Source organism: Ensifer sp. (assembly GCF_035999185.1).
GTDB lineage: Bacteria > Pseudomonadota > Alphaproteobacteria > Rhizobiales > Rhizobiaceae > Ensifer.
Genome location: NZ_DASYHB010000223.1, coordinates 24,018 through 50,801, shown reverse-complemented (window position 1 = coordinate 50,801; position 26,784 = coordinate 24,018). Strand labels below are relative to the sequence as shown.

Annotated in this window: 20 protein-coding genes and 1 tRNA gene; 5 read left to right on the top strand and 16 right to left on the bottom strand. The window is 61.8% G+C overall.

Annotated features, from left to right (window positions below; genetic code table 11):
* Positions 1-290 precede the first annotated feature (290 nt).
* Positions 291-1,556 (bottom strand): phosphate regulon sensor histidine kinase PhoR, encoded by a 1,266-nt coding sequence (gene phoR / locus VGO04_RS32150; RefSeq protein ID WP_327500044.1) that lies wholly within the window; start codon positions 1,554-1,556, stop codon positions 291-293.
* 232 nt (positions 1,557-1,788) lie between these two features.
* On the opposite strand from phoR, the gene ppk2 reads away from it, so the two are divergent.
* Positions 1,789-2,685, top strand: a complete 897-nt coding sequence (ppk2, locus tag VGO04_RS32145) for a polyphosphate kinase 2 (RefSeq protein WP_327500043.1) — start codon at positions 1,789-1,791, stop codon at positions 2,683-2,685.
* A gap of 70 nt (positions 2,686-2,755) precedes the next feature.
* Here ppk2 and VGO04_RS32140 read toward each other — a convergent pair whose 3' ends face one another.
* A complete protein-coding gene (locus tag VGO04_RS32140; protein WP_327500042.1) occupies positions 2,756-3,967 on the bottom strand; it encodes a biotin transporter BioY in 1,212 nt (403 codons plus the stop codon).
* 342 nt (positions 3,968-4,309) lie between these two features.
* On the opposite strand from VGO04_RS32140, the gene VGO04_RS32135 reads away from it, so the two are divergent.
* Both VGO04_RS32135 and VGO04_RS32130 read left to right on the top strand, forming a co-directional pair.
* Positions 4,310-5,320 carry a nitronate monooxygenase family protein gene (locus VGO04_RS32135; RefSeq protein WP_327500041.1) on the top strand — a complete coding sequence of 337 codons (1,011 nt, stop codon included), beginning with the start codon at positions 4,310-4,312 and terminating at the stop codon, positions 5,318-5,320.
* Between the two features lie 76 nt (positions 5,321-5,396).
* Positions 5,397-5,472, top strand: a tRNA-Thr gene (locus tag VGO04_RS32130).
* Positions 5,473-5,594: 122 nt separating this feature from the next.
* On the opposite strand, the gene VGO04_RS32125 is transcribed toward VGO04_RS32130, so the two are convergent.
* The 6 genes from VGO04_RS32125 to VGO04_RS32100 form a co-directional block, all read right to left on the bottom strand.
* Positions 5,595-7,694 carry an ATP-dependent nuclease gene (locus VGO04_RS32125; RefSeq protein WP_327500040.1) on the bottom strand — a complete coding sequence of 700 codons (2,100 nt, stop codon included), beginning with the start codon at positions 7,692-7,694 and terminating at the stop codon, positions 5,595-5,597.
* Positions 7,695-7,991: 297 nt separating this feature from the next.
* Complete coding sequence (locus VGO04_RS32120) at positions 7,992-9,221, bottom strand: hypothetical protein (RefSeq protein ID WP_327500039.1); 1,230 nt, start codon at positions 9,219-9,221, stop codon at positions 7,992-7,994.
* A gap of 5 nt (positions 9,222-9,226) precedes the next feature.
* Positions 9,227-10,177: a DUF2950 domain-containing protein gene (locus VGO04_RS32115; RefSeq protein ID WP_327500038.1), complete on the bottom strand. Its 951-nt coding sequence runs from the start codon at positions 10,175-10,177 to the stop codon at positions 9,227-9,229.
* A gap of 20 nt (positions 10,178-10,197) precedes the next feature.
* Positions 10,198-11,544, bottom strand: a complete 1,347-nt coding sequence (locus VGO04_RS32110; RefSeq protein ID WP_327500037.1) for a DUF3300 domain-containing protein — start codon at positions 11,542-11,544, stop codon at positions 10,198-10,200.
* A 334-nt stretch (positions 11,545-11,878) separates the two neighbouring features.
* Entirely contained in the window at positions 11,879-12,232 is a 354-nt protein-coding gene (locus VGO04_RS32105; protein ID WP_327500036.1) for an EF-hand domain-containing protein, read from the bottom strand.
* A gap of 16 nt (positions 12,233-12,248) precedes the next feature.
* Entirely contained in the window at positions 12,249-12,500 is a 252-nt protein-coding gene (locus VGO04_RS32100) for a glycine zipper 2TM domain-containing protein (protein WP_065773500.1), read from the bottom strand.
* A 447-nt stretch (positions 12,501-12,947) separates the two neighbouring features.
* Between VGO04_RS32100 and ampC the strand changes: the two genes are divergently transcribed.
* Together ampC and VGO04_RS32090 are read left to right on the top strand one after the other, a co-directional pair.
* Positions 12,948-14,120 carry a class C beta-lactamase gene (gene ampC, locus VGO04_RS32095; protein WP_327500035.1) on the top strand — a complete coding sequence of 391 codons (1,173 nt, stop codon included), beginning with the start codon at positions 12,948-12,950 and terminating at the stop codon, positions 14,118-14,120.
* A 296-nt stretch (positions 14,121-14,416) separates the two neighbouring features.
* A complete protein-coding gene (locus VGO04_RS32090; RefSeq protein WP_327500034.1) occupies positions 14,417-15,625 on the top strand; it encodes an alpha/beta hydrolase in 1,209 nt (402 codons plus the stop codon).
* Positions 15,626-15,653: 28 nt separating this feature from the next.
* Here VGO04_RS32090 and VGO04_RS32085 read toward each other — a convergent pair whose 3' ends face one another.
* From VGO04_RS32085 to VGO04_RS32055, 8 genes are all read right to left on the bottom strand, one after another.
* Entirely contained in the window at positions 15,654-16,346 is a 693-nt protein-coding gene (locus tag VGO04_RS32085; protein ID WP_327500033.1) for a response regulator, read from the bottom strand.
* Positions 16,343-19,039, bottom strand: coding sequence for a sensor histidine kinase KdpD (locus tag VGO04_RS32080; RefSeq protein ID WP_327500032.1), 2,697 nt, complete (start codon positions 19,037-19,039; stop codon positions 16,343-16,345). Before VGO04_RS32080 ends, VGO04_RS32085 begins: the two co-directional genes overlap by 4 nt.
* A 36-nt stretch (positions 19,040-19,075) precedes the next feature.
* Positions 19,076-19,645: a potassium-transporting ATPase subunit KdpC gene (gene kdpC, locus VGO04_RS32075; protein ID WP_327500031.1), complete on the bottom strand. Its 570-nt coding sequence runs from the start codon at positions 19,643-19,645 to the stop codon at positions 19,076-19,078.
* Between the two features lie 2 nt (positions 19,646-19,647).
* Positions 19,648-21,765, bottom strand: coding sequence for a potassium-transporting ATPase subunit KdpB (gene kdpB / locus VGO04_RS32070; protein ID WP_327500030.1), 2,118 nt, complete (start codon positions 21,763-21,765; stop codon positions 19,648-19,650).
* Positions 21,766-21,778: 13 nt separating this feature from the next.
* Positions 21,779-23,488 (bottom strand): potassium-transporting ATPase subunit KdpA, encoded by a 1,710-nt coding sequence (gene kdpA, locus VGO04_RS32065; protein WP_327500029.1) that lies wholly within the window; start codon positions 23,486-23,488, stop codon positions 21,779-21,781.
* Between the two features lie 81 nt (positions 23,489-23,569).
* Complete coding sequence (gene kdpF / locus VGO04_RS33025) at positions 23,570-23,656, bottom strand: K(+)-transporting ATPase subunit F (protein WP_057248082.1); 87 nt, start codon at positions 23,654-23,656, stop codon at positions 23,570-23,572.
* 342 nt (positions 23,657-23,998) lie between these two features.
* Positions 23,999-25,159 (bottom strand): AI-2E family transporter, encoded by a 1,161-nt coding sequence (locus VGO04_RS32060; RefSeq protein ID WP_327500028.1) that lies wholly within the window; start codon positions 25,157-25,159, stop codon positions 23,999-24,001.
* A gap of 185 nt (positions 25,160-25,344) precedes the next feature.
* The gene (locus tag VGO04_RS32055; RefSeq protein ID WP_327500027.1) at positions 25,345-26,580 is read right to left on the bottom strand and encodes an MFS transporter; all 1,236 of its coding nucleotides are present in this window, start codon (positions 26,578-26,580) and stop codon (positions 25,345-25,347) included.
* Positions 26,581-26,784 lie beyond the last annotated feature (204 nt).

Sequence of the window (26,784 nt, the reverse complement as noted above, 5' to 3'; positions counted from 1 at the left end):
GAGCCTGCGACCTGAACCTGGTCGCGAGCGGCGGCGGCGCCAGCAAAAGCGACGGACGCGACGAGAGCCGCGACAGTGAGTTTAAGAGCTTTCATAAAAGTTCTCCCGGAATGGGCTTGTGTTGGTGTGCGCCAAGCGTTGCAGCGCTCTTCGCCGTCTCATCGGCTGCCCCTAGTTAGCCGCCGATGGCCACACCTTTTATGTCAGTTCGACGAAACATTTATGACATCTCATGTCATTGAAAATACTAAGAGAAAATGAACGGCCCCAGGTTTTCCCTCGTCAATATATCAAAACCGCACCGTAAAGGTCGTCCCTTTTCCCACCTCGGAATGGATGAGAAGGCGGGCGCGGTGGCGGGTGAGGATGTGCTTGACGATGGCAAGCCCCAAGCCGGTGCCCTTCTTCGAGCGGCTGGCCTCGACATTGACCCGATAAAACCGCTCGGTGATGCGGGGCACGTGCTCGGCGGGGATACCCGGCCCATAGTCGCGCACGATCACTTCGGCCTCCGTCCCCTCGCCGCCGCGCAGGGTCACGTCGACCTTCTTGCCTTCCTGGCCATATTTGCAGGCGTTCTCGACCAGGTTCTCGAAGACCTCGATCAACTCGTCGCGATCCCCCTTAACGACGACCGGATTCTCCGGCACTTCGAGCGAGACCGTGACATCGAGATCCCTTGCCAGCGGCAATAGGCTGTCGCGAACATGGCCGAGCAGCGGCACGAGATCGATCGGATCGTCCGGCGCGATGTGCGAGCGCAACTCCAGCCGCGAAAGTGACAGGAGATCGTCGACCAGCCGGCTCATGCGGGTGGCCTGCTCGTGCATGATGACGAAGAACCGCTCCTGTGCCTTCAAGTCGTTGCGCGCCGGGCCCTGCAAGGTCTCGATGAACCCGCGCAGTGACGCCAACGGTGTGCGCAGTTCGTGGCTGGCATTGGCGACGAAGTCGGAACGCATGCGGTCGATGCGCCGCGCCTGCGAGATATCGCGGTAGGTGATCAGGAAAATGCGGCGCGCAGGTCCTTCGCCGCCGATTTCCGCCGGGGCCACCCGCACGACGTAGACGGCATCGGACGGCAAGCGCTCGGTGTGCTCGATCTGGTTGGCCTTTCCGGTCGCCATGGTCTCGCGGACCATGTCGAGGATACCAGGCGAACGGATGCGCGCCGCCAGATAGGTGTTCGGTGGAATGGTGCCGAAGGCTTTCTCCGCGGCGACGTTCTGAAAGACGACGGTCTCGTCAGAGGCCACCACGATGACCGGCATATCGAGCGCGTTCAGCGCCGGTGCGAGCGGGTCGTTTGCCGGCCCCGCTGCAGCCACGGTCTTTGCCGGGCTCAGGATGACCGACGCCGGCGCGGTGCGATTGAGCAGCGCTGCAACCAGAACGATCCAGAAAGGCAGAACGATGAGGAAGTGAATGCCGGCGAAGGTCGCAAGGATGGCCAAAAGCAGGGTGAGGCTCAGCAACCAGCGTTCTGCTTTCAGTCGCGGCACCAGGTCCCGCCAGAACGCCTTCGAACCGTCCACCTCGACATCCTCATGAATCACTTCGTCTTCCTCCCGGACCTAAATGACCGAGAAATAGCGATGCTTCATGACATGATTTTCACGACCCGCTTGAATCCGCAATGCAATTGTGGCCTCTTCCAAAGAATTCGGGCCTCGCACGCCACCCGCTTTCGGTGAGGGGTTGAGGCCCACAAAGGTTGAAAACGCGCATGATCCTCCGATGATCGAAGCCGGTTTTCGGACCCGTGCGCCAAGCCGGAGGGGCGAGCACATGGCGTCAGGTGACAGCGCGGAAAACATCGAAACCCGCGCGGTGGAACTTTCGATCGGCGGCAAGAACCGTGTCTTCGACATCGACAATCCCGAGTTGCCGAAATGGATCGACGACGAGGCCTTTTCGTCCGACGACTACCCCTACAAGAAGAAGCTCGACGAAGACGAATATGCGGAGACACTGGAGGCCCTCCAGGTGGAACTGGTCAAGGTGCAGCTCTGGCAGCAAAAGACCGGTAAGCGCATGATGGCGCTGTTCGAAGGACGGGACGCCGCCGGCAAGGGCGGCGCGATCCACGCCACCATGGACAACCTCAACCCACGCTGGGCGCGCGTCGTGGCGCTGACCAAGCCGACCGAGACCGAGCATGGGCAATGGTATTTCCAACGCTATGTCGCGACCATGCCGACGGCGGGCGAGTTCGTGCTGTTCGACCGCTCCTGGTACAACCGGGCCGGCGTCGAGCCAGTCATGGGGTTCTGCACGCCCGATCAACACAAGCAGTTCCTCAAGCAGGCGCCGCGATTTGAGAAGATGATCGTGCACGAGGGAATCCAGTTCTTCAAATTCTGGATCAATATCGGCCGAGAAATGCAGCTCAAGCGTTTCCACGATCGCCGTCACGATCCGCTGAAGATCTGGAAACTGTCGCCGATGGACATCGCCGCGCTCAACAAGTGGGACGATTACACCGCCAAGCGTGACGAGATGCTGAAGGCGACCCACACGGACCACGCGCCTTGGACGGTCGTGCGCGGCAACGACAAGCGACGCGCGCGCATCAATCTCATCCGCCACATCCTGTCTTCGCTTGATTATGAAGGCAAAGACAAGGGCGCGATCGGCGAGATCGACGACAAGATTGTCGGCTCCGGGCCGGGCTTCCTAAAGTAGACGAGGCCCTCACGACCGCGGGGCTCAACCCCGCGCGCCGCCATTCGAAAACACCGCAATCTGGCGTGGCCTATTGCCCTGGCAGAACGCGGATGGCGTAGAGGGTGAGGCTCTTGCCTTCGCCGCTGATATCGCTGTTGATCACGATCTGGCCGGGCGAATTCGGCGCCAGGCTTCGGTCGAAGGTGATCTTGAACAACATGTCGAGCCGTTCGTCGTGCACCGTGAAACGGTGGCGGCCACATTCGCCGAGTGAGGAGAAATTGCACTCGACCGCAAACTCGGTAGTCTTGCCCGGCTGCGCCTGCACGGTCAGCGCCAATGTCGAGGTTTTACCCGAAAGCTGCGCCAGGACCTCGGCCGGGATCTCGATTGTGATGTCGCCTTCGGCTTCCCCGACCGACGAGGTCAACAGGACGCGCCGACCGCCCTCGTCATCCAGCGGCTCTGCCTTCGCGTTTGCTCCCGGAACAACTGAAGCCGTATTCGTCGGCGTGAAGACCTCCACCCAATCCCCGGTGAAGCCTTGCTGGGCGCCAAGCGTTTGCAGCCCGGCCGCGCCGTCGAAATCTTCCGAGGCAACTGATGCCGGCGGATTGGCGACATTCGTATCGCGCTCGGCGGCAGATTTCAGGAGATCGTTGGTTTGCACCCACCAGACGGCGGCCCCCACCGCTGCGGCGAGCGTGACAACAACCATGGTGAAGGACAGCAGCCGGCTGCGCTTGCGTCGGCGCTTGCGACCCGTGTCCCCGCGGACTTCGGGCGCGACACCGGCGGCTTCCGTCGTTTTCGCACCACTTTCGGTGGCGGCGCGCGTTGAGACCACCGGTCCGTCCCGGTCAGCGCGCAGACTGCCAAGCCCGCTGTCGCTTGCTTGCTGGCGGGGTGCGTCGCTCGCAAATCCCGGCTCGCGGCGACCGGTCGCCTGCGGTTGAGGCTGGGGCTTGGACTGAGGTTGAGATTGGGGCTGAGACTGAACTTGCGGCTCGACACGCGGCTGCGCGGATGCGCGCGCCTGCACAGCATCGTCGTGACTGGCGACTGGAGGCGCTGGCTGTCGGGCCCTCAGGGCCGCCCTCTCCTCCGTTTCGATCGCGTGAATGACCGCTTCCAGCCGATGCCGCTGCTGGGCGATGACGTTGCCGTCCTCGATCCCCTGTTTCTGCAACCCCGCTTCGAGCGCCTGACGGGCAGACTGGTAAATGCGCGCCCGCGTTTCCGCGTTGGCGCGATCGGAGCGCTCAAGCGCATTTCTGATCGCAGTCTCAAGTCCGCTCACATCAAATCCTTCTGTGTAGGCAGGGCTTTGGACCTGCCGGCATGCCGCAGCTGATCGGTACTCCTCGACTTGTCCGCAAGGGCCTAACGGTTAAATCTGGAGGCACGCCGTTGGTTTTGTTAACAATTGCGTAACCGCTGCTTTGAAAATCCGCAAGCCCGGCGGCCGTGTCGGCGGGCCAAGGCCGGGGAAAACGCCGCGCAGCGCCCGCGATTGGCGTGGGACCGCCGGCGACAAGACGGCCAAACCAGCACTTTGCAAGCCGCCAACTTGCTGCTATCTGTTTTGACGTTTACGCAAACGTCAAAATTTGATGCGACCAATCGAGGGATGGAGAAACCGATGCCGCTTCCGCCAATTCTTTCCGGAACGACGAGACTGCCGGTTGTCGGCGCGCCCCTGTTCATCATCTCCAATCCGCAGCTGACGATCGCCCAATGCAAGGCCGGCGTCATCGGCGCCTTCCCGGCACTCAACGCCCGCCCGCAATCGCAGCTCGACGAGTGGCTGGCCGAAATCACCGAAACGTTGGCCGATCACGACGCCAAGAACCCGACCCGGCGCGCGGCACCCTTTGCCGTCAACCAGATCGTGCACAAGTCCAACGCGCGGCTCGAACAGGACCTGATGCTCTGCATCAAGTACAAGGTTCCGGTCGTCATCTCCTCGCTTGGCGCCGTGCCCGAGGTCAACGCCGCCATCCATTCCTACGGAGGCATCGTGCTGCATGACGTCATCAACAACCGCCATGCCAATTCGGCGATCCGCAAGGGCGCCGACGGGCTGATCGCGGTCGCCGCCGGCGCCGGCGGCCATGCCGGCACGCTTTCTCCCTTTGCTTTGATCCAGGAAATCCGCTCCTGGTTCGACGGGCCGCTGCTTCTCTCCGGCGCGATCGCCACCGGCGGCGCGATCCTGGCGGCCCAGGCGATGGGCGCCGACATGGCCTATATCGGCTCGCCCTTCATCGCGACCGAGGAAGCCCGGGCCAGCGACGCCTACAAGCAGATGATCGTCGACAGCAACGCCGCCGATATCGTCTACTCCAACTACTTCACCGGCATTCACGGCAACTACCTGAAGCCTTCGATCACGGCGGCCGGCATGGATCCGGAACACCTGCCGGAAGCCGACCCTTCGAAGATGGACTTTGCCCAGGCGACCGAGGGCGCCAAGGCCTGGAAGGACATCTGGGGCTGCGGCCAGGGCATCGGCGCGGTCAAGGAAGTCACCTCCGTCGCCCGCATGGTCGACCGGCTCGAGCGCGAATACGACGCCGCCCGCACCCGCCTCGGCCTGCATGCCGCCCCCGCTCCGGCTGCCAACAAGGAATTTTCAAGTTCTCGCAACTGATGGCTTGAAATCTCGGCGCTTTGCGTTTATCAGCGCCTCACATTCGTTCCGCGGTCACCCGCGGAACCGCCTCAGGGCCGCTTTAGCTCAGTCGGTAGAGCACATCATTCGTAATGATGGGGTCACGTGTTCGAGTCACGTAAGCGGCACCATTTCCCTAACAGGGGACTGAGAACCCCACGGGGAATGTTGGCCCAAAACAACAGGCGCCTGACCGACAGAGACGGCATGAAGAACGCATACCGCAGCATCAGCTGACACGCACCGGCTGCCGTTACGCTTTAGCGCTAGCCTCAACAATGCTCGATATTACTGCCTTCATCCCCGCCGGTTGAAATCCGGCATCCACCATTTTGCTAACGATTAGATTTCTCAACGCCTCATATGGGATGGGAAGACGCTGATCGTCAACGAAGGCCTTAAGTATCTCGCGCCCCGGCAGCATTGCCTTCCACTGCCCATTGCCGAATGCCTGCTCGATTTCGGATTTCCACTCGTCCTGCATCGACAAGAGCGCATCTTTTGTCAACTCCCTCTTCGAAGTTGCCTCCAGGCGATCCAACGAGCGTTTGGCGGCCTCTGCAATTGGCCCCGCGATTTCCTCGGCGGCCGGATCAAAGCCCAAGTCGATACACCGCACCATGTGGGTATTAACGTATTCGCGCATACGATGCCGCAGAAGTTTCGAAACCACCTTCCTCGCAGACAGCCGCAACGCCTCAAGCGCGCCATCGGCGTCCAACCGTCTCGCTGGATCAACTGCGTTCACAGCCGACGCAACATAGTCATGCTCGAGCAGGTAATTCTCAATATGATAGACGTCCCATTGGTAGCGCCTGAGACCTTTGGGAGGCTCCTTGTTATCCGCATCCTTGTCGGTGATTGCGAAGAAGCGTATCGGCAAGTCGCCCTTTGTATATGCCCGATTGAGGACATCGTGGAGTGCTTCAACGCGCGCTTTGTTCGTTCCCGACAAGAGGTTAATCCCTGCAACTTCTTTGGCGAACAGTCGCGCGACGATGCCTTGATCAAAATCAGTGTCGCCCCCACCCTCAAATAGAATGGCTGTGCCATCGGGTTTGTAGGCTGCAAGGTCTCCGACGAGGTCGGCCATTGCTAAATCCAGGTCTTCAGAAGCCTTCAATTCGCGAAGCTGCCCCTTTCCACCGTCTTGTCCGCAGGGAAACATATGAAATACGTTGAAGCCGGGCTTGCCAACTGCCTCTCTAAGCAATGCATCCGAGTGCGTTACCAACCAGAGCTGGTTATTCAACGACTCCCCGAGATGCTTCCTGTAAAACTCAGGTAAATTGCGTATCAGACGCGGATTGAGATGAAGCTCCGGCTCATCTAGCAATATTATCGAATTATTTGGGGCAGAGCTCCTAATACGCAAATAACCGTATAATATTTCTTTCTCTCCAGAGGACAACTCATCTAGATCATGTACATTTCCATTGGCCGTTTTCACGGGAAACTCCACTCTCCCGTCCCTCGTTGGAGTGGGACCAAGAAATTCCTTGCCGGGAAAGAAAGTAGTGAAAAGCTCTTTCAGCGTTTCAGTGAGCCCACGCTCACTGGCATCCATCTGACCAGCTTTTTCCGCTAATAGTTCGCGAATAAATCCACTCGCCATCTCACTTTTGACGTTAGCGTATTTATTCGAGTAGTTGTAAAGAGCGTGCTGACTATAGGTCTGGCTATTCTGCTCCAGATTCAAATTGATACCCTGAACCAATTCGCGACCATAGTGCCTCTGAGCACCATGATAATCGATGACACCTAGGTCCTTTGGCCGGAAATTGCTGAAGATCGCCGACAGAAGACGCGACTGATTCAGCTGGAGCCTACCCCCAGGTTGCATTTCAACGTGTCCAATGACTGCTTCCTGTCCAAGCTCCGACAGCAGTTCTGGTAGCTGTTGCGCTACTTGCTCAGCTACTTCGGGCTGTCTCTCGCGAAACTGGGCCGCGAACATCGCCATTCGGTAACCACCCCACTGAAAAGCCTCAGGCAACAACATTCGCCAAACGCTTTCTTCTAACAGCGAGGCAGCGTTCGCATTAATGAAGGCCTTCTCGTTATCGCGGAGCTTGAAATAGCAATCGATCAGGACTGGCTTTTCAGGGTTATTGAAAAAACCCCGCAATTCTTCGCCGCGACTATTGGGGTTTACTTGAAACTCGCCAAACCAATTTTGCCATTCGTTCTGATGATATCCACCATAAACCGATTTTAGCAGTCGTATCGCATCAAAGACGCAAGATTTACCTGAACCATTTTGACCGGCGATAATGATAGTGTCACCTGCCCCGCGTACCTCAGCTTGCTCAATCCCACGAAAGTTCGAGATCAACAGAGTGTCGATGCGCAAAGTCAGGACTCCTTGATTATCAAGGCAAAAGTAGCTGACGAGCCACAATCAAGAAATGCTCAATTTAAGATAATCACAACTTTATCGCGCTCAACCTAAGCGCTTTGCACAATGTGAAAGGTGCCTCGAAGTTTTCGACGCAGCTCAAAAGAGAACAGTATTTAAGCGTTTCGACTTTCGACCTCGAACCGACAAGCTGAAACGGCGATATCAGCGACTCCGAGTAGGCTGCATAGCGATCACCACTAATCCAGCGGCAGGTTTGAGCATGATAACGGATACTCTGCGAACCTGCTCTCACAGCAGCAACAGCTTCTTCAGCACCGAAAACACTTCCTTGTAGGGCAGTCTCGTCGCGCCGGCGACAGCGAAGGGAATGAGGGCCGCTGCGGCGACCGGGATGACGGCATCGCGGCTGATGAGCATGGTCGAGAGTTTCTTGGTCGCATCGAACAGCTTGCCGGGGTCAGCGATCTCCTCGTCCGGCTCCGGGCCGGCATCGGCGGCGACATTGCGGCCGAGCACCTTGCGTTCGGCGGCACGTTGGAAGCGCGTCGCCTGTACGCCGAACATCAAGAGCCCGCTTTCCTTCAGTTTTGCGAGCGGCTTCGAGAAGGCCAACAAGGGATAGGCGAAGAAGGCGATGACGATGGCCAGCCACCCGCTCATGATCATGCTGAAGGTCGTCATCGACAGCGTTTCCTGCAGCAGATGCTTCATGACGGCGGCGGCGATCGCAGCGCTCATGCCGAAGACGAAGAACATGTAGGCGTTCGGATATTGCGACAGGAAGCCGAGCCCGCCCTTGCCATCGGGATGGGCTGCGACGAGACGAAGTTCCAGCTGGGCAATCTTTCGCAGGAGTTGCGCCCAGACGACGTGCCGCCAGACACCGCGCAGGAACAGGAAGACGAAGAACGGCAGGCTGACGCAAATCGACCACCAGCCGGCGGCGGTGATGTGGTTGCCCTCGGCCGTATGTTGAACGGCCCAGAACGACGCCTCGGTCGTGTGAAAGTTGAGGAACGAAAGCAGCGCGGCAAGTGCGGCGAACGCGAGGCAGACCAGTTCGGCCAAGCGCGAGTCACGCTGTTTCAGCGCCGCTGAAATGGCGCTCGCCGCCGCCGGCATCGACGTCGGCGCGATCAGCGGCGCGCGTGCAAACTGTCCGAGCTTGATGCGCAGACCGCGCTCGACCTGCTGTTCCGCCAGCACGAAGGCGGCAATCGCGATGAAGAACTTTGCCCACACGCCCGGATCCGTCAGATACGCACCCTGGCTGTGATCAAGCGACAAGCTGCCTGGCAAACCGAGCAGGAAAGGAATGCCCCAGGCAAGGGCAACGAAGAGCAAGGCCCGCTTGCCCGACTGTAGCGCATTGGCGCGCAACAGCTTCAGCCGGGCCTGCAGTTCGAAGAACGGACCACCGTGGGACGCAAGATATTCGGCGATCTTGCCTTGCCGGGCGGCCGGAGAGGCATCGGCCGTGTCACTGCCAGGCGTCTTGTCCGGGTCCGCGGCGCTCATGAACCTCAGTCCTCCACGACCTGCCAATTGTCGTTCGGGTTGAACTGGCGGATGCCTTGAGCGACGCTCTCGGTCTTGTCGCCGAGATCGGCCTGGTAGACCGTGCCGTTGCGGTTGACGACGAAGGTGTGAACGCCCGTCGCACCGTACCGCACCGGCCAGGCGACGAGCGCGAAGCCGGCGATCATGTTGCCGTTGATGATGTAGTCGAACTTGCCGCCGGCGATGTTGTCGCCCTGGCTCGTCAGCACACGGTAGCGATAGCCGAAATAGCCCTTGCCAGCCTGGGCCCTGGCGAGCACCGCGCCGTCGGCAAGCGCCTCGCCGGCAGGACTTGGCGACTGGCCGTCGGCAGCGGGCCAGTAAAGCCCGTCGGTCTTGCCCTCGCTGCTGATCAGCTTTTGCGCGTATTCGAGAACGCCGTCGCCGTCGTGATCCTCAAGCGCATACTCCTCCTGTGCTTCGACATAGGCACGGACGGTTGCGATGGTGTCGAGCTCGTTGCGCCCCACCAGGCGATTGGCGATCTCTTCAAGCCCGGTATAGGTGTCGAAGGCCCACTTGCCGTCGTCGCCCTTGGCGATCGGGAACGGGAAGGGCCAGAGCACGTCGCCGATCTCGAGCACCTTGCGGTTCTCGACGTCCTCGACCACCACCTTCTTCTTCACACCCGCCTGGATGTCGGCGTAGGCATCCATGACGCCGTCGCTCGCCTTGGCCTTGGCGGCATCGAGACCCACGAGATTGGCGAGCTTGTCGAAATCGCCGGAGCCAACGGCCGCCTTGAACGCGTCGATGGCCTGTTCGGGCGTGTCGAACACGGGCGGATCCGTCGGGGCTGCGTAGTCGGAAAGCGGCGTAGTCGGCTCTTGCGCCGAGACGGGTGCGGACGAACCTCCGGCAACGAAGGCCGCGGCGACCGAGGACAGGAGCAGATTGCGTACGATCTTGATCATTTTCATTCTCCTCCTTTGCTCTATCGATGCCGTCCGCCGCCGCCACCGCGATGGATCTCGCGGTGCGGCTGGCCACCGCCACGATGGCCGCCGCCGAGCGCCTGCCGGCCGCGGTCCGATTGGACCTTGGTCACCCGGCCGCTCTGCACCTGGCCAAGAGCCGACGGCTTGCCGCCGCCGCCACGCTCGATCTTGCCGCCCGGCTTCGGCTTGGCGATCTGGCGATCGCCTGAGGGCCTGGCGTTGCCGATCTTGTCGCCCGCAGGTCTCTGCTTGATCTGGTTGCCAGGCTTGCGGTCGCCAAGGTTCGCGTTGCCTCGTCCGATGTTTTCCCGCTGGCGCGCATCCACCTTGCTCTTGCGCACATCGTCTACCGAGATCCGGTTTGAAGCCCTGTTCGACACCGAACCAATCTGATCGGTGCGCACGGCTTTCGCCCGGTTGGAGATGTTGTTGCCCTTGACCGACTTGAAGTCCCGCTCCATCGAGGTGCGGTCGATCTTGTTGAACTGGTTCTTGTCGAAGCTGATTTTGCTGCGGTCGACATTCTTCCAGTCGATATCGTTGAACTTCACCTTGCCGTTGATGTTGTTGAAGCAATTGTTGCAATCGATGTCGATGTCGTTGCCGTTCCAGCGGCCGCCCCAGACGCCCCAATCGTCCCAGTCGACGACGGCGGCAAAGGCCGCACCGGTGACGACACCGGCAAAGAACGTCGCCGTCGGATAGTAGTAACTCGGATAGGGCTCGGGATAATAGGCGATCGGCGCCGGCTGGTAGCCCGGATCGTAAAGCATCTGCGGTTCGTATTGCGGAACGTAGATCTTTTCCGGGTTCGCCGCCTGGATCACGACATTGTCGTTCTCCTGTTTGACGACCACCTTGTCGTCCGACTTGATCACGCCGTCGGCAACGGCCTTGTCGCGCAGTTGCTGGATAGCGACCAGAACATCCTTCTGCTGGTACTCGAGCGCGTCGCCCAGAGCCTGCGTCCAGTCGAGATCGTCGCTCATCATCTTGACGATCTCTGGATAGTTCAACAGCGAAACGATGCTGCCGTCCCAGCTGTCCTTCGGCTTCAGGTCCTTTTTCGTCTTCGAATCTTCAAGGAAACGCTGCGCCTCGACGACCTGCAGCGGATAAAGCGACGCGGACGTCACCAGCGCCACGAGTTCGTCGGGGTAAAGCGCGATGCGAGCAACGAGCACCTCGAGTTCGTCTTCACTGAGCGGCTGGGGCGCTTCATCGGCAGGCGCCTCAGCGGTCGCCTGCTCCTGGGCGACGACGGCTGTCGTCGCGAATGAACCGCTGAGCAAGGCAAGCAGCGCCAATGTGGGCGCGCACAAGGAACGAGGTCGATGGAACATAGTCACTCCTCTGATCTGCAGCGTTGCTACAGTTTGCATAAGCAGAAACAAATGCAATCGAAAATCGCACGAACGCAGGAGTGCTCGCAGCATCAGCGTTTGCAAATCCTTGCCGAATTCTACCGTATTTCGGCAAGGCAATCGCCAGATTGATCTTATTCTGCCGGTTTTGGGAATATAAAGTCGCGGATACTGAACTATGACCCTGCAGGAGAACAGGTTGTTGCACCCCCCCGTCTGGCGCGGTCCGTCAACCGCTGGGGCGGCAATCGCGAAAACGCGGTCGGCATCGCTGCCGGCCGCTGGATCCGCCTGACCTCAGACCCCTCAGCAGTTACTTCAAGGCACCGTCGCCGCTGCGATCGGCGGTCTTGAAGTCGGCCATGACGCGATCGAGGAACTCTTTCTGGCTGACCTTGCCGTCACTGTTGGTGTCGGTGGCGGCAAACTGTTCAGCATTCAGCGCCTGCTTGGTCTCGTCGGGACTGAGGCTACCGTCCTTGTTCTTGTCCAGGTTGGCAAAGGCGGCCGTCATGAAGGTTTCGTATTCGGACCGGTCGACCGCCCCGTCCTTGTTGCTGTCGAGCGCACTCATCTGCCCCTGGTTCATGGTCGACGCCTGTTGCTGCGCAACCGCCGGCGCGACCTGGCAGAAAATAGCCAAGCTCAAAAGAACGATTTTTCTCATCCCGCACCTTCCACGATCAATAGTAGCGGCAGGTCAGCGCGTTACCGGCTGCCGCGCCAAGCGTCGCACCGCCGCCAACGGCCCAGAGTTGACCGGTTCCCGAACCGATGGTCGAGCCGATCAGGCCGCCGACGATCGCGCCGCCAACGGTTCCGGCGATGCAGCCGAATTCGTTGCCGGTCGGGCCCGACTTGGACACGTAGGCGGATTGGCACCCGGACAAGGCCAGGGCGCCGGCAAGAATGAGAGTTATGGTCTGCTTGCTCATTTTATCCTCCAATATGGCCGTCTGATTGCAATAGAGATCGGCGGAGGCGCCATTGAGTGGCGTCAAATGTAAATAAGCTTCGGAGTATGGCTCTCCAATGCGGAGAGACTGTTCTGATCGAGCTGAGTTCGCTCAAGGACTAATCGGGCATCCGGATAGAAAGGGTATCTGGACCGCGGCCGAATACTACCCCTGAGAGACAGTAATGACAACGTTCCACTTGGAAATCGGTTCCCGTCGATCGTCTTCGTTGGGTGAGACTCGATCGTGGGGCGATGTGGTTCGCCTCCGCCACGCCTTAGTTTTTTTTGGGGCTCCCGCGAAATATCGTCGTTTGCGCCAAGGCACCCGGCAACCTAGGTCTGCCTCGTCCTGTTGATCGCCCGTGCGCCTCTCCCCGACTTGTGGGCGTGCACCTGATGTACAGATCGAGAAAGAACACATCGAATGCATAGAATGACGTCAATCAGATTAGGCCTTGCTACTACAATCCTCGTATCGTCTGCAGCAACCGCGTTTGCCGCAAACGAGGAGAAGGCGCGCATAAGTGCTGCGGCCGACAAGGCGGTCCGCCCGATCATGCGCGAGCACAAGGTGCCGGGCATGGCAATCGCCGTCACCGTCAACGGTCGGCACTACTTCATGAATTACGGCGTCGGCTCCCGGGAAACGAAAGCGCCGGTCACCGAGGACACGCTGTTCGAACTGGGCTCGATCAGCAAGACCTTCGCCTCGACACTGGGGGTCTATGCGCAGGTCACCGGCAAGCTCTCCTTCGACGACCATCCGAGCAAATACATGCCCGCTCTTAAGGGCTCGGCGATTGACAAGGCGACGCTTCTCAATCTCGCCACCTATACGGCCGGCGGGCTGCCACTGCAGTTTCCAGATGCCGTCAAGAGTGACGCCGACATGGCTGCCTATTTCACCACCTTCAAGCCCGAAGCCGCCCCCGGAAAGAAGCGTCGCTATTCCAACCCGAGCATTGGTCTATTCGGCCACGTCGCGGCGCTGGCGATGGGCGGCGACTTCGGCAAGGTTCTCGAAACCGAGCTGTTCCCAAAGCTCGGCCTGAAGCAGAGCTATGTCACCGTTCCCAAGAGCGCGATGAGCAGCTACGCCTGGGGCTACGGCAAGGCGGACAAGCCGATCCGCGTCAATCCCGGCATGTTCGATGCGGAAGCCTATGGGGTAAAGTCATCGGCGGCCGACATGATACGCTTCGTCGAGGCCAATATCGATCCAACGCGGTTTGACACTACCGTTCGGCGTGCCATCGAGGGGACGCATGTCGGCTACTTTGACACGCGAAAGATGGTCCAGGGTCTTGGATGGGAGCAGTATCCCTATCCGGTCTCGTTAGAGAGGCTACTGGACGGAAACTCACGCACAATGGCACTAGATACCCACTCCGTCACCGCTCACAACCCGCCGAAACGTCCGGATGACGCAACGCTCTACAACAAGACCGGCTCAACCAACGGGTTCGGCGGCTACGTCGCCTTCGTGCCGGAAAAGAAGATTGGCGTCGTGATGCTGGCAAACCGGAACTTCCCCAACCCAGAGCGCATCAAGGCCGTTCACGCGATCCTTGCCGCCCTGGCTACCAACGCAGACTAGAGCGCCGGGCATTCATCCGAACGCACAAAAGATGCTCCCGGCATTCTGCTCAAGGCAAAACCGAATGTCGCGTTTCGATACACATCGAACGCGACATCCCTCCCTCTCAGCAACCTGGTCGCGAACCTTCAACCTCTGCCCGCTTGCATATTAGCTCCGAGTGTTGTCATCTTCCCTTCGCGAAAGCGCTGTGTGATGGGGCATGGGGTTGGGTATTCCGGGGACAGTCAATGCTTGAGTGGAGTTTGCGTACGTCCGCGTGCAGCACTGCAAGACGTGGAAATATGACAGTTTGCATGATCGCACTTCTGACAGTGCTCGCCGGTTGCGGCGGCCATGCAAAGGGGGTGATGGCGCCTGTCGCGCTCAGCGCTCCGGTCCCGGGCGCCTCCACGGTCGACATGCTTGTCGCGACCACACGTGAACCCTCGGGGGATCCGGCAACGCTGTTTTCCGGCGAACGCGATGCAAACACCTTCCTCACCGACGTCGCGGTCTCGATCCCGCCAGAGACGGTGCGCAAATCGGGCACGGTGCAATGGCCGAAGAAGCTGCCGCCGGATCCGGCCAAGGAATTCGCCGTCACGCGCGTGCGTGAACTCAGGACGCTCGATGAGGCCAAATCCTGGTTCGTGCAGCACGATGTCGGCGGCAATGCCTTCGTCTTCGTGCATGGCTTCAACAACCGCTACGAGGACTCGGTGTACAGGCTTGCGCAGATCGTCCATGACTCGGACGTCCAGGCAACGCCGGTCCTCTTTACCTGGCCGTCGCGCGCCAACGTGTTCGACTACAACTACGACAAGGAAAGCACGAATTATTCGCGCACGGCGCTTGAAGACATTCTGAAAAAGCTCTCCGATGCGCCGAAGGTCAAGAGCATCACCATTCTCGCCCATTCCATGGGCACCTGGCTGACGATGGAGTCGCTCAGGCAAATGGGCATTCGCGACGGCAACGTGCCGTCGAAGATCGAAAACGTCATCCTCGCCTCACCCGACATCGACCTCGACGTCTTTGCCAAGCAGTTCGTCGAGATGGGCAAGAAACGGCCGAAGTTCACGATCTTCGTTTCGCAGGACGACCGTGCATTGGCGCTTTCGAGCTTCATCTCGGGCGACGTCTCGCGCCTCGGCGCCATCGACCCGTCGGCAGAGCCCTACCGCAGCCAGCTGGAAAAGGCCGGCATCACCGCCATCGACCTGACAAAGGTGAAGTCCGAGGACGGTCTGCACCACGGAAAGTTCGCGGAAAGCCCCGAGATCGTCCAGCTCATCGGCACGCGGCTCGCGACCGGCCAGACGCTGACCGATTCCGACATTTCGGTCGGAACCGGCATCGCGGCGGTGGTCGCCGGCACGGCACGAAACGTAGGCAACGTGGCGGCTGTTACCGTTTCGGCGCCCGTGTCGATCCTCGAAAACCCGCAGCCCGCGAAAAAGAAGAAGGTCGTCGTCGGCGACACGTTGGCGACGGACATGCCAACGCCCGTCAAGATCAAGTGACAGACAGCCGCCGATGCCGATCGGCGGCTCAATCGTCGTCGCCGACGAAGCGGTAGCCGACGCCCGGCTCCGTGCGGATGATCTTCGGATCGGCCGGGTCGCGCTCGATCTTGCCGCGCAACTGCCCGATGAAGACGCGCAGGTAATGCAGGTCTTCGCCGTGCGCGACGCCCCAGACGGAGGTGAGCAGGGTCTTGTGGGTCACCACTCGGCCAGCGTGGTGCGCCAGCATGACCAGGAGGTCGTACTCCTTCGGCGTCAATCGCACCGGCTCACCATCCTTCGTCACCACGCGCCTGATCGTGTCGATCGCCACGCCGTCGGCCGAAAGTTGCGTCTGACCACCGTCCATCTGGACGCGGTGGCGAAGGGCCGTGCGGATGCGGGCGGTGAGTTCGCCGATGCCGAAGGGTTTTTCGATGTAGTCGTCCGCGCCGAGATCGAGGGCGGCGATCTTTTCACTTTCCCGATCGCGCGCCGACAGGATGATGATCGGCACCTGCGACCAGCCACGCAGGTTGGCGATGACTTCCTTGCCGTCCATATCCGGCAGTCCGAGATCGAGGATGACGAGATCCGGCGCCGTCGTTGCAGCCGCCTTCAATGCCTCAGCGCCGGTCATCGCTTCCAGCACGTCATAGCCGGCAGCGCTTAGCGCAGGCTTGAGGAAACGCTGGATCTGGGGTTCGTCGTCGACAACGAGGATGCGCTCCACGCTCATGCACGGTCCTTTTCGGATATTTCAGCTTTGGCGGCGGGAAAACGCATGGAAACACGCGTGCCGCGGCGCCTAAGCGCCGGGCTTTCCGCCTTGATCTGTCCACCCATGGCTTCGACGAAGCCCTTGGCGATCGAAAGCCCGAGACCCGTCCCCGGCGTGCGGCCATCCGCCTTGCCGCGGCGGAAGAATTTCTCGAAGACCTGCTCGAGATCCTTCGGCGGGATCCCCTTGCCGAGGTCGGTCACCGAGAGCACGAGGTCGTTGCCGTCGCAGCGCGCATAGATGCTGATCGGCTCGTCGCCACCATATTTGTTGGCGTTGTCGAGCAGGTTGAAAAGCACCTGGCCCAGAAGCACGCTGTCGCCGCGCATCAACGGCAGATCCGGCGCGATGCTGGTTTCGATCTCGCGCTCGGGGAAATACTTGCGCGCACGATCGACCGACGCACGCACGGCGTCGGCGACATCCACCCAGTCGCGCTTGGCGTTGACGGTGCCCGCCTCGATGCGGGTCATGTCGAGCAGGTTGGCGACGAAACGCGTCAGGCGTCCGCCTTCCTCCTCGATCGATTTCAGGAGGTCGTCGCGGCTTTCCGGCGGCATGCGGTCGCCGAGTTGACGCAGGCTGGTGACGGCGCCGGTGATGGTCGCAAGCGGGGTCCTCAGGTCATGCGAGATCGACGACAGGAGGGCTGCGCGAAAACGCTCGCCTTCAAGCTTTGCCGCCTGGTCGAGGCTTTCGCGCGACAGACGCGCCCGGTCGACGGCAATCGCCGTCTGGTCGAGGATTGCCGACAGCGCCCGCTCCTCGTTGATCTCGAGCGGCTTGTCCGCCTGGACAAAGCCGCAGACGCCGACGACGCCGTGCGGGCTCGTCAACGGGCGAAAATGGAACGGGCTGTTCGGCAAGGTGCCGGTGCCGTTACCGGCCGGCTCTCGCTTGTCCATCGCCCAGCGTGCCGCCATGACGTCGGTAACGTCGAGTTCGGTGTCCGGCGGCCAGGCCGCCTTCAGCTGCAGGTCCCCCTCCTCCGGCAGGAGCAGCGCCGAGCTGCGCTTCAAGGTTGACTGCATCTGCGTGACCGCCGCCCACAGAACATCGTCGGCCTTGGCGGTTCCGGAGAGCTTGCGCGAGAAATCGTAGAGTGCTTGCGTTGCCGCCGCGCGCTGGCGCGCCGTCTTTGCCTGTTCGCGCACCCGCGACGCCAGGCTCCCGGCAAGCGCCGCGGCGACCAGGAAGATGACGAGCGCAAAGACTTCGTGCGGCTCAGCGATGGTGAAGGTGCCGGTCGGCTTGATGAAGAAGAAGTTGTAGGCGAGCACCGAAAACAGCGCAGCCGCGATCGCCGAGATGTGCCCCGCATAAGTGGCCGACGCCAGCACCGCGAGCAGATAGAGCAGCGAGATATTTGGCAGGACGATGAAATGGCCGAGCAGCAGCCCGACTGCGCTCGACACGGTCACCGATCCTGCTGCGATCGCGACTGCGCGCGCGCTTCCCGGTGGCAGCTTCCTCTTGACCACGGATTTCCGCTTGGCGGGCACCGGCTCGCGATCGGTGACGAGATGGATACCGACCCCCGACACGCGCTCGGCCAAAGCGTCGGGAAGCGACTGACGAAACAGCCGCATCGGGAGCGGCTGCCGGCGCGCACCGATGACGATCTGCGTCACGTGCTCGCGACGGGCAAGCTTCAAGATCTCCTCGACGAAGTCGTTGCCGACTATACGGCGCGTTTCGGCGCCCAGCTGCTCGGCAAGACGGAACGTCTCGTCGAGCCGGCGCACATCCTCACCATCGCCGCTCTCGCGGTCGGCGCGTTCGATGAAGACGACGGTCCAGGGGGCGTTCAATCCCTCGGCTAGCCGGCTTGCCGTGCGCACGACCTTTTCGGAGAGCGGATCGGGGCCGATGCACACGAGCAACCGCTCGCCGCTTGCCCAGACGCCTTCGATGGCATTCTGCTTGAGGTAGTCGACCATCTGGTCGTCGACCCGGTCGGCGGTGCGGCGAAGCGCAAGCTCGCGCAACGCCGTCAGGTTGCCGAGCCGGAAGAAGCGGTCGGTGGCGCGTTTGGCGCTGTCGGGCAGGTAAACCTTGCCCTCCTTCAGCCGCTCGATCAGCTCGGCCGGAGGCAGGTCGACGAGCAGCACCTCGTCGGCGCGCTTCAGCACCGTGTCCGGCACCCGCTCGCGCACCGGAACGCCGGCGATCTGGGCAACGATATCAGAGAGGCTTTCGAGGTGCTGGATGTTGAGCGCCGTCCAGACGTCGATCCCGGCGGCGATCAGCTCCTCGATATCCTGGTAGCGCTTCGGGTGCCGGCTTTCGGCAGGGTTGCTGTGCGCAAGTTCGTCGACGACGATGATCTTGGGGCGGCGGCGAAGGGCGGCATCCAGATCGAACTCGGAAAGCACACGGCCGCGATGGTTGACATCGCGGCGCGGCAGAATTTCGAGGCCTTCAAGAAGGGCTGCAGTTTCGCTGCGCCCGTGAGTTTCAACCAGTCCGACGACGATATCGACACCGTCCTGCTTCAGACGACGGGCCCGGGTCAGCATCGCATAGGTCTTGCCGACGCCGGGGGCGGCGCCGAGGAAAACGGTCAGCTTTCCTCGACGGTCCTGCGCAGCAAGGGCCAGTAGCGCGTCTGGGTCTGGGCGACTTTTGGTGTCGCGATCACTGTCGGGCATGCATTGTCTCGGGCGTGTGGTCTCGGGCCTTGATCTTTAGGTGCGGGGCGCATCCAGGGCCAGGTTCAGTTCTAGCACATTGACACGCGGCTCGCCTACGACCCCAAGCAGCCGACCTTCGGTCGCCCTGGCGACCAAAGCCGTGACATCTGCCTCGCTCAAGCCGCGCGCCTTGGCGACGCGTGCGACCTGGGCTTCGGCAAAGGCCGGCGTGATATGCGGATCGAGGCCGGAGCCAGACGTCGTTGCCGCATCGGCCGGGATTTCCCCCGTGACGCCGGCCGCCTTCAGGAGCTCGACGTCGGCTGCGACACGATCCCTAAGCTTGACCGATGTCGTGCCGAGGTTGGAGCCGCTCGATGCGCCGGCATTGTAGGCCTCAGGCCCGGTCGCGGACGGACGCGGCCAGAAGTACTTGTCGGCGGTGAAGTTCTGGCCGATCAGTTCGGAACCGATCAGGGTGCCGTCCTTCTCGATGAGGCTGCCGTTTGCCTGCGCCGGCATCAGCACCTGCGACATGCCGGTGATGGCGAAGGGGTAGGCAAGCCCGGTGATGGCGGTGAGGAGCACGATCATCACGATGGCGGGACGAATTTGGTTCAGCATGGTTACACCAGATTGAGTGCGTTGACGGCAAGGTCGACGAGCTTGATGCCTGCGAAAGGCAGGAGAATGCCGCCGAGGCCGTAGACGAAGAGGTTGCGGCGCAGCAGTGCTGCGGCACCGACCGGCCGGTACTTGACGCCTTTCAGCGCCAGCGGGATCAGCGCAACGATGATCAATGCGTTGAAGATGACCGCCGACAGGATCGCCGATTGCGGCGAGGCAAGACCCATGACGTTGAGGGCTGCAAGCGCCGGATAGGTGGTGATGAACAAAGCCGGGATGATGGCGAAGTACTTGGCCACGTCGTTTGCGATAGAAAAGGTCGTCAGCGAGCCGCGCGTCATCAGCAGCTGCTTGCCGATCTCGACGATCTCGATGAGCTTCGTCGGGCTGGAATCGAGATCCACCATGTTGGCGGCCTCGCGGGCGGCCTGCGTGCCGGTCTGCATGGCGACGCCGACATCGGCCTGGGCGAGCGCCGGGGCGTCATTGGTGCCGTCGCCGCACATGGCGATCAGGCGGCCGCCCTGCTGCTCCCGACGGATATAGGCAAGCTTGTCCTCCGGCGTTGCTTCGGCGAGGAAATCGTCGACGCCGGCTTCGGACGCGATCGCCGCCGCCGTCACCGGGTTGTCGCCGGTGACCATGACGGTGCGGATGCCCATGGCGCGAAGGGCGGCAAAGCGCTCCTTGATGCCGGGCTTCACCACGTCCTTCAGATGGATGACGCCGAGCAGGCGCGGACCGTCAGCGACGGCGAGCGGCGTACCGCCGGTGCGCGCCACCTGATCGACGGCGCGGCGGAACTCGTTTGGCACGTTTTCGTCGCGGATGCCGGTGAACTTCAGGATCGAGTCGACCGCGCCCTTGCGCAGCCGGCGGCCACCGAAGTCGACGCCCGAAAGCCGTGTCTCGGCGGCAAACGGGATGACCGCGTCGATGCGGGTGGCGCCAACGGAGCTTGCGCCACCGCCGACAGCAAGCGCCACGACCTCGCCCTTGCCGGTTGCCGGCAACGAAACCTCAGGTGTTTGGCGGCCGAATTCACCGGTCGCAAGTGCTGCGATCGAGCGGCCCTCCGGCGTTTCATCAGCAAGGCTTGCGAGCAGTGCCGCGTCGGCGAGTTCCGCCTCCGTCACACCCGGAACCGGCATGAAATCGGCGGCCATACGGTTGCCGAAGGTGATCGTGCCCGTCTTGTCGAGCAGCAGCGTATCGACGTCGCCGGCCGCTTCGACGGCGCGGCCGGAGGTGGCAATCACGTTGAAGCGCACCAGTCGGTCCATGCCGGCGATGCCGATCGCCGAAAGCAGGCCACCGATGGTGGTCGGGATGAGCGTGACGAGCAGGGCGGCAAGCACTGTGACCGAGAGCACGGTGCCGGAATAGCCGGCAAGGCCCCAGAGCGTGACAACGGCCACGAGGAAGATCAGCGTCAGGCCCGAAAGCAGGATCGAGAGTGCGATCTCGTTCGGGGTCTTCTGGCGCTGGGCGCCTTCGATCAACGCAATCATACGGTCGACGAAGGTGTTGCCGGGCGCAACCGCGATCCGGACCTTGATCCAGTCGGAGAGCACCTGCGTGCCGCCGGTGACGGCCGAACGGTCGCCGCCGGATTCGCGAATGACAGGTGCGGATTCACCGGTGATGGCACTTTCATTGACCGATGCAACACCCTCGACGACTTCACCGTCGCCGGGGATCAGTTCGCCGGCTTCGACCAGCACGATGTCGCCCACCTTCAGCGAGGTTGCGGGGATCGTCTGGGTTTCGCGGCCTTCGGCAGAGACAAGCTTGCGGGCGGTCAGCTCGGACTTGGTGCGGCGCAGGCTGTCGGCCTGCGCCTTGCCGCGGCCTTCGGCAACGGCCTCGGCGAAGGTGGCAAAGAGCACCGTGAACCACAGCCAGGCGGCGATCTGCCCGGAAAAAAGCGGGCTGCCGGTACCGGTCGTGATGTCACGGATGAAAAACATCGTGACCACGGCGGCAACCACTTCGGTGACGAAGATCACCGGATTGCGCACGAGCTGGCGCGGGTCGAGTTTGACGAACGCCCCCTTGATAGCCGGCAGGAGGATGGCCGGGTCCAGAAGACTGGGAGCGACTGGTTTGGAAGACATGTGTCGAATTCCTTTAGAAGGTCTGACCGGCAAGCATCGAGAAATGCTCGACGATGGGACCGAGAGCGAGTGCCGGGAAGAACTGCAGCCCGCCGAGAATGAGGATGATGCCGACGAGCAGGCCGACGAAGAGCGGCGTGTCGGTCGGGAAGGTACCCTTGGAGGCCGGAACGCGGGTCTTCACGGCAATCGAGCCGGCGATCGCCATGACTGGAATGGCATAGGCGAAGCGGCCGAGCAGCATCGCGAGACCGAGCGTGGTGTTGTACCAGGGCGTGTTGCCGGTGAGGCCGCCGAAGGCCGAGCCGTTGTTGCCGGCGGCAGACGTGAAGGCATAGAGGATTTCCGACAGACCGTGCGGACCGGCAGTACCGACGCTTGCGACGGCGAAAGGCAACATGGCCGAGACCGCGGTGAAGCCGAGGATCGTCACCGGCAGGATGAGCACCGCGAACATCGCGTATTTCATCTCGCGGCTTTCGATCTTCTTGCCGAGCAGCTCCGGCGTGCGGCCGACCATCAGGCCGGCAACGAAGACGGCGAGGATCGCAAAGACCACCATGCCATAAAGTCCGGAGCCGACGCCGCCGGGCAGAACTTCGCCGAGCTGCATCAGGAACATCGGCACGAGACCGCCAAGGCCTGTGAGCGAGCCGTGCATGCCATTGACGCCACCGTCGGAGAGGCCGGTCGTAACCGCCGCATAAAGTGCGGTCATCGCCTGGCCGAAGCGGACTTCCTTGCCCTCCATGTTGCCCTGGGCAGCATCGAGACCAAATGCTGTCAGGATCGAATTGCCCTGCGCTTCCGCCCAGTAGATGACCGCGACGCCGGCAATGAGCAGGATGGCGGTAACGGCAATGAAGGCCCAGCCCTGGCGGCGGTTCCCGACCATCTGACCGAAGGTGTAGACCAGCGCCGCCGAGATCGACAGCATGGCGAAGATGTTGAGGTAGTTGGAAAACGCCGTCGGATTTTCGAACGGATGGGCGGCATTGACGTTGAAGAAACCGCCGCCATTGGTGCCGAGCTGCTTGATCGCCTCCTGGCTTGCGACCGGGCCGAGCGAAATCGTCTGCTTGGCGCCCTCGAGCGTGGTTGCGGTGAGGTCGGCGTTAAAGGTCTGCGGCAGGCCGGTCCAGACCATGGCGAGCGCCATGACGACAGCGATCGGCAAGAGCACATAGAGTGTGGCACGGGTCAGGTCGACCCAGAAGTTTCCGAGGGTCGATGCGTTCGAGCGCGCGAAGGCGCGGGTCACGGCGAGAGCGATGGCAATGCCGGTCGCAGCCGAGACGAAGTTGTGCACCGTGAGGCCGGCCATCTGGCTGAAATGGCTGAGTGTCGTTTCGCCGCCGTAGTTCTGCCAGTTGGTATTGGTGACAAAGCTGACCGCCGTGTTGAAGGCGAGGTCCGACGGCATGCCGGCAAACCCTTGAGGGTTCATCGGCAGGTAGGCCTGCAGCCGGAGGATCGCGTAAAGCGAGGCGAAGCCGGCGAGACTGAAGGCGAGCATCGACATTGTGTAGGCGAGCCAGCCCTGTTCCTTTTTCGGATCGACGCCAGCTGCGAGATAGAGGCCGTTCTCGACTGGAGCGAGGACGGGCGAAAAGATGTTGCGTTCACCGGAGAAGACCCGCGCCATGTAGAGCCCCAGCGGCTTGATGACGATCAGGACGGCGATGAAGAGGAGGCTGATCTGCAGCCACCCGATGATAGACATGAGGATTTCTCCGCTGGATCACAACGACTTTGGGCCGCGTGGGCCCAAACTCACTGTGACCGCTTCTGGTTGGCTAGAGCGTCAGAACCGTTCGGGGCGAACGAGGGTGACGACGAGATAGGCCGCAAGGGCGACGGCGACTGCGAGACCGATCAAGGCTTCGAACATGGCGCCCTCCCCTAAAGACGGCTCAGCGCGCGCGCATAGAGCGCAAACGCGACAAAGCCGCTCATGCCGGCGGCAAGGAAAAGAACATCGGACATGCAAATTCTCCGGACTGTTGAGGTCCGGATTTTGCATCCTTGGCGGGTCAATTATCGATTGGGATGGTCTGACGGGGGTGTAAGGAAAAGATAAGGACCGGCTCAGAGGTCTCCAGCGAAGCGGGCCGAGCCCGCTTCCCCCCGGCGACTGCGCACGCACGCGAGATCATCTTCCTGTTTCAGAGAAACAACGAAGTGATCGAGCCCCGCCACGTCTGGGCGGCCGTCAAGCTGTGGCCGAAGCCGCTCAGCCCTTGATGATGTGGTTGACCGTCGTCTCGGTCGGGGCGGTGACTTCGCGCATCCATTCGCGCCAGATGGCGACGAGCAGCGCCATCAGCACTGGACCGACGAAAAGGCCGAGGAAACCCATAGTCTTCACACCGCCGACGAGACCGAAGAAGGTCGGCAGGAAGGGCAGCTTGATCGGCCCGCCGACGAGGCGCGGGCGCAGGGTCTTGTCGACGATGAAGAGCTCGGTCGTGCCCCAGGCAAACAGCGCGATGCCGTGAACCGGCGAGCCGCTGGCAACGAGATAGACCGAGACCAGCGTGAAGCAGAGCGGTGCTCCACCGGGGATAAGCGCCATCAGGCCGGTAATGATGCCGAGCGTGACCGGCGACGGCACGCCGGCGAGCCAGTAGGCAACGCCGAGCACGATACCCTCGCCGATGGCGATGATGCCCATGCCGGTGACCGTCGAGCTGATCGTCATGGGCACGACGCGCGAGAGCCGCTCCCAACGCATCGGGAAGATGCGCTCGCCGAGGCGATCGAGCTGCCCGGAGAAGGACTGCCCGTCGCGGTAGACGAAGAACAGCGTGATCAGCATGAAGAGAAGCGTCAGGAAGGCGTGGAAGGTCGAAGCCCCGACGACGAGCACGCCGCGATAGATGTTGCCGATGTTGGAACCGCTGACGAGCTGGACGAGTTCGCCGAGCGCGCCCGGATGGCCGACATGCTTGACCCATTGCTCACCGAGCCAGACGCCGGCAACCGGAATGCCCGACAGCCATGCGGGCACGACGGCGCCGTTGGCATTGGTCTCGACGGCCCAGACCACCCAGTCGCGCACCTCGTCCACGGCGTAGACGGCCGCGATCGAAATCGGCACGACGATGAAGGAAACAACGCTGACGAGGGCGATCGTTGCTGCCAGCGTCCGGTTGCCGTTCACCGCGGCGAGCAGCCGGCGGTAGATCGGCCAGCTGGCAAAACCGATGACGACGGCAGCCAGGACCGGCACGACGAAACCGTGGAAGAAATAGACACCGGCCAGGAGAACGAAGACCAGCATCCAGCGCGCGGCCGTCATGGGACCGACGAGGGCATGGCGCGAAATCGCGGTCTGTCCGAGGAGCCGCGGCTCCACGGCAAAGTTTTCTCGTTCGCGATTGCCCAATTGCACCAATGATCCTCCGTCTTTCGACGAGCTTACAACAAACCCGAGGCCTTGCCAGCCTCTCAGGCGCCAAGCGCGGCCCTTTGCCCCTGCTTTACGGTAGTTTCAGGGCGATAACCGACGCTAGCGGCGGGACATGACAGAAAATTTAATGGGGTCCAAGTTCCCGCGGCTTTCTTTCCACCCTGGCGTCATTCCGCCGCAGGGTTCGCGCGCAGACGCTCAGGCTGGGCACGGTCGACGAAGACGGAGGCGAGGAAGATGCCGAAGCCGGCTACACCGAGGACCGCGCCAACGAGGCCCGTGGACGTCCAGCCGTAACCGGCGGCGATCGAGACGCCGCCAAGCCAGGCGCCAAGCGCATTGGCGAAATTGAAGGCCGAGTGGCTGAGGGCGGCCGCCAATGTCTGCGCCTCGCCCGCGACGTCCATCAGCCGCGTCTGCACGCCGGGCACCACCGCAAACCCGCCACCGATAAAGAGTACGTTGACGATCGCCATCCACGGATTGCCCATGGTGAAGTAGAAGAGCACATAGGCGAAGATGTTGAAGCCGATGGCGATGCCGATCGCCGGCATCAACGCCCAGTCAGCCAGCCGCGACCCGACAATGTTGCCAAGGATCATGCCTGCGCCGAAGACCGACAGCATGATCGGCACGTTGGCGAGCGAGACACCCGCCACGTCCGTCAGCGCCGGGGTGATGTAGCTGAAGACGGCGAACATCCCGCCACAACCGATGGCGCAGATGCCGAGCATCAGCCAGACCTGCAGCTTGCCGAGCGCGCCAAGCTCGCGAAGCGGCGTTGCCTTCGGGTTGCCCTTGTCCCTCGGCACGTAGGCGTAGGTCAGCGCCATGGTCAAAAGGCTTATTGCGCCGACGATTGCGAAAGCCGAACGCCAGCCGAGTGCCTGTCCGAACCAGGCGACGAGTGGCGTGCCGAAAAGGGTCGCGATCGTCAGGCCCATCATCACGCGGCCGACGGCGCGGGCCCGCTGGTTCGGCGCGGCAAGTCCTGCGGCGACCAAAGCGGCAACGCCGAAATAGGCGCCATGCGGCAGGCCGGCGAAGAAGCGCGCGGCGATCAATGTGTAGAAATCGGGCGCGACGGCGCTTGCCAGATTGCCGATGGCGAAGATCAGCATAAGCGCCAGGAGCACGCGGAAACGTGAGAAGGGGGCAGCAAGAACCGCAATCAGCGGCGCGCCGACAACAACGCCAAGCGCATAGGCGCTGATGACCGCGCCTGCCTGCGGCACCGAAACCGCGACATCGTCGGCCACCTGGGGAAGCAGCCCCATGATCGCGAATTCACCGGTGCCGATGCCGAACCCGCCGACGGCAAGCGCCACTTCAGCGGCAGATACACGCGACCGGCGCGGCGCAACGGCGGAGGAAAAGGCTTCGTCACACATGGGCTCACTCATGGGCAATGACCAGCGTCATCCGCCCACGCAGAGCGGAGAAAAATCTGGGGGAAATGTCGGCGGGCGTTGGCGTCAACCAACCGGGATATGCTGCAATGCAATACAGGGTTTTCCGGCGGCAGGCAAAGCTTTTGCGGTTCTCGTCATACTTTTTCGAGAACGCCATGGGCGGCGGTTAACCGTAAGCTCGGTTGACGTTTACGT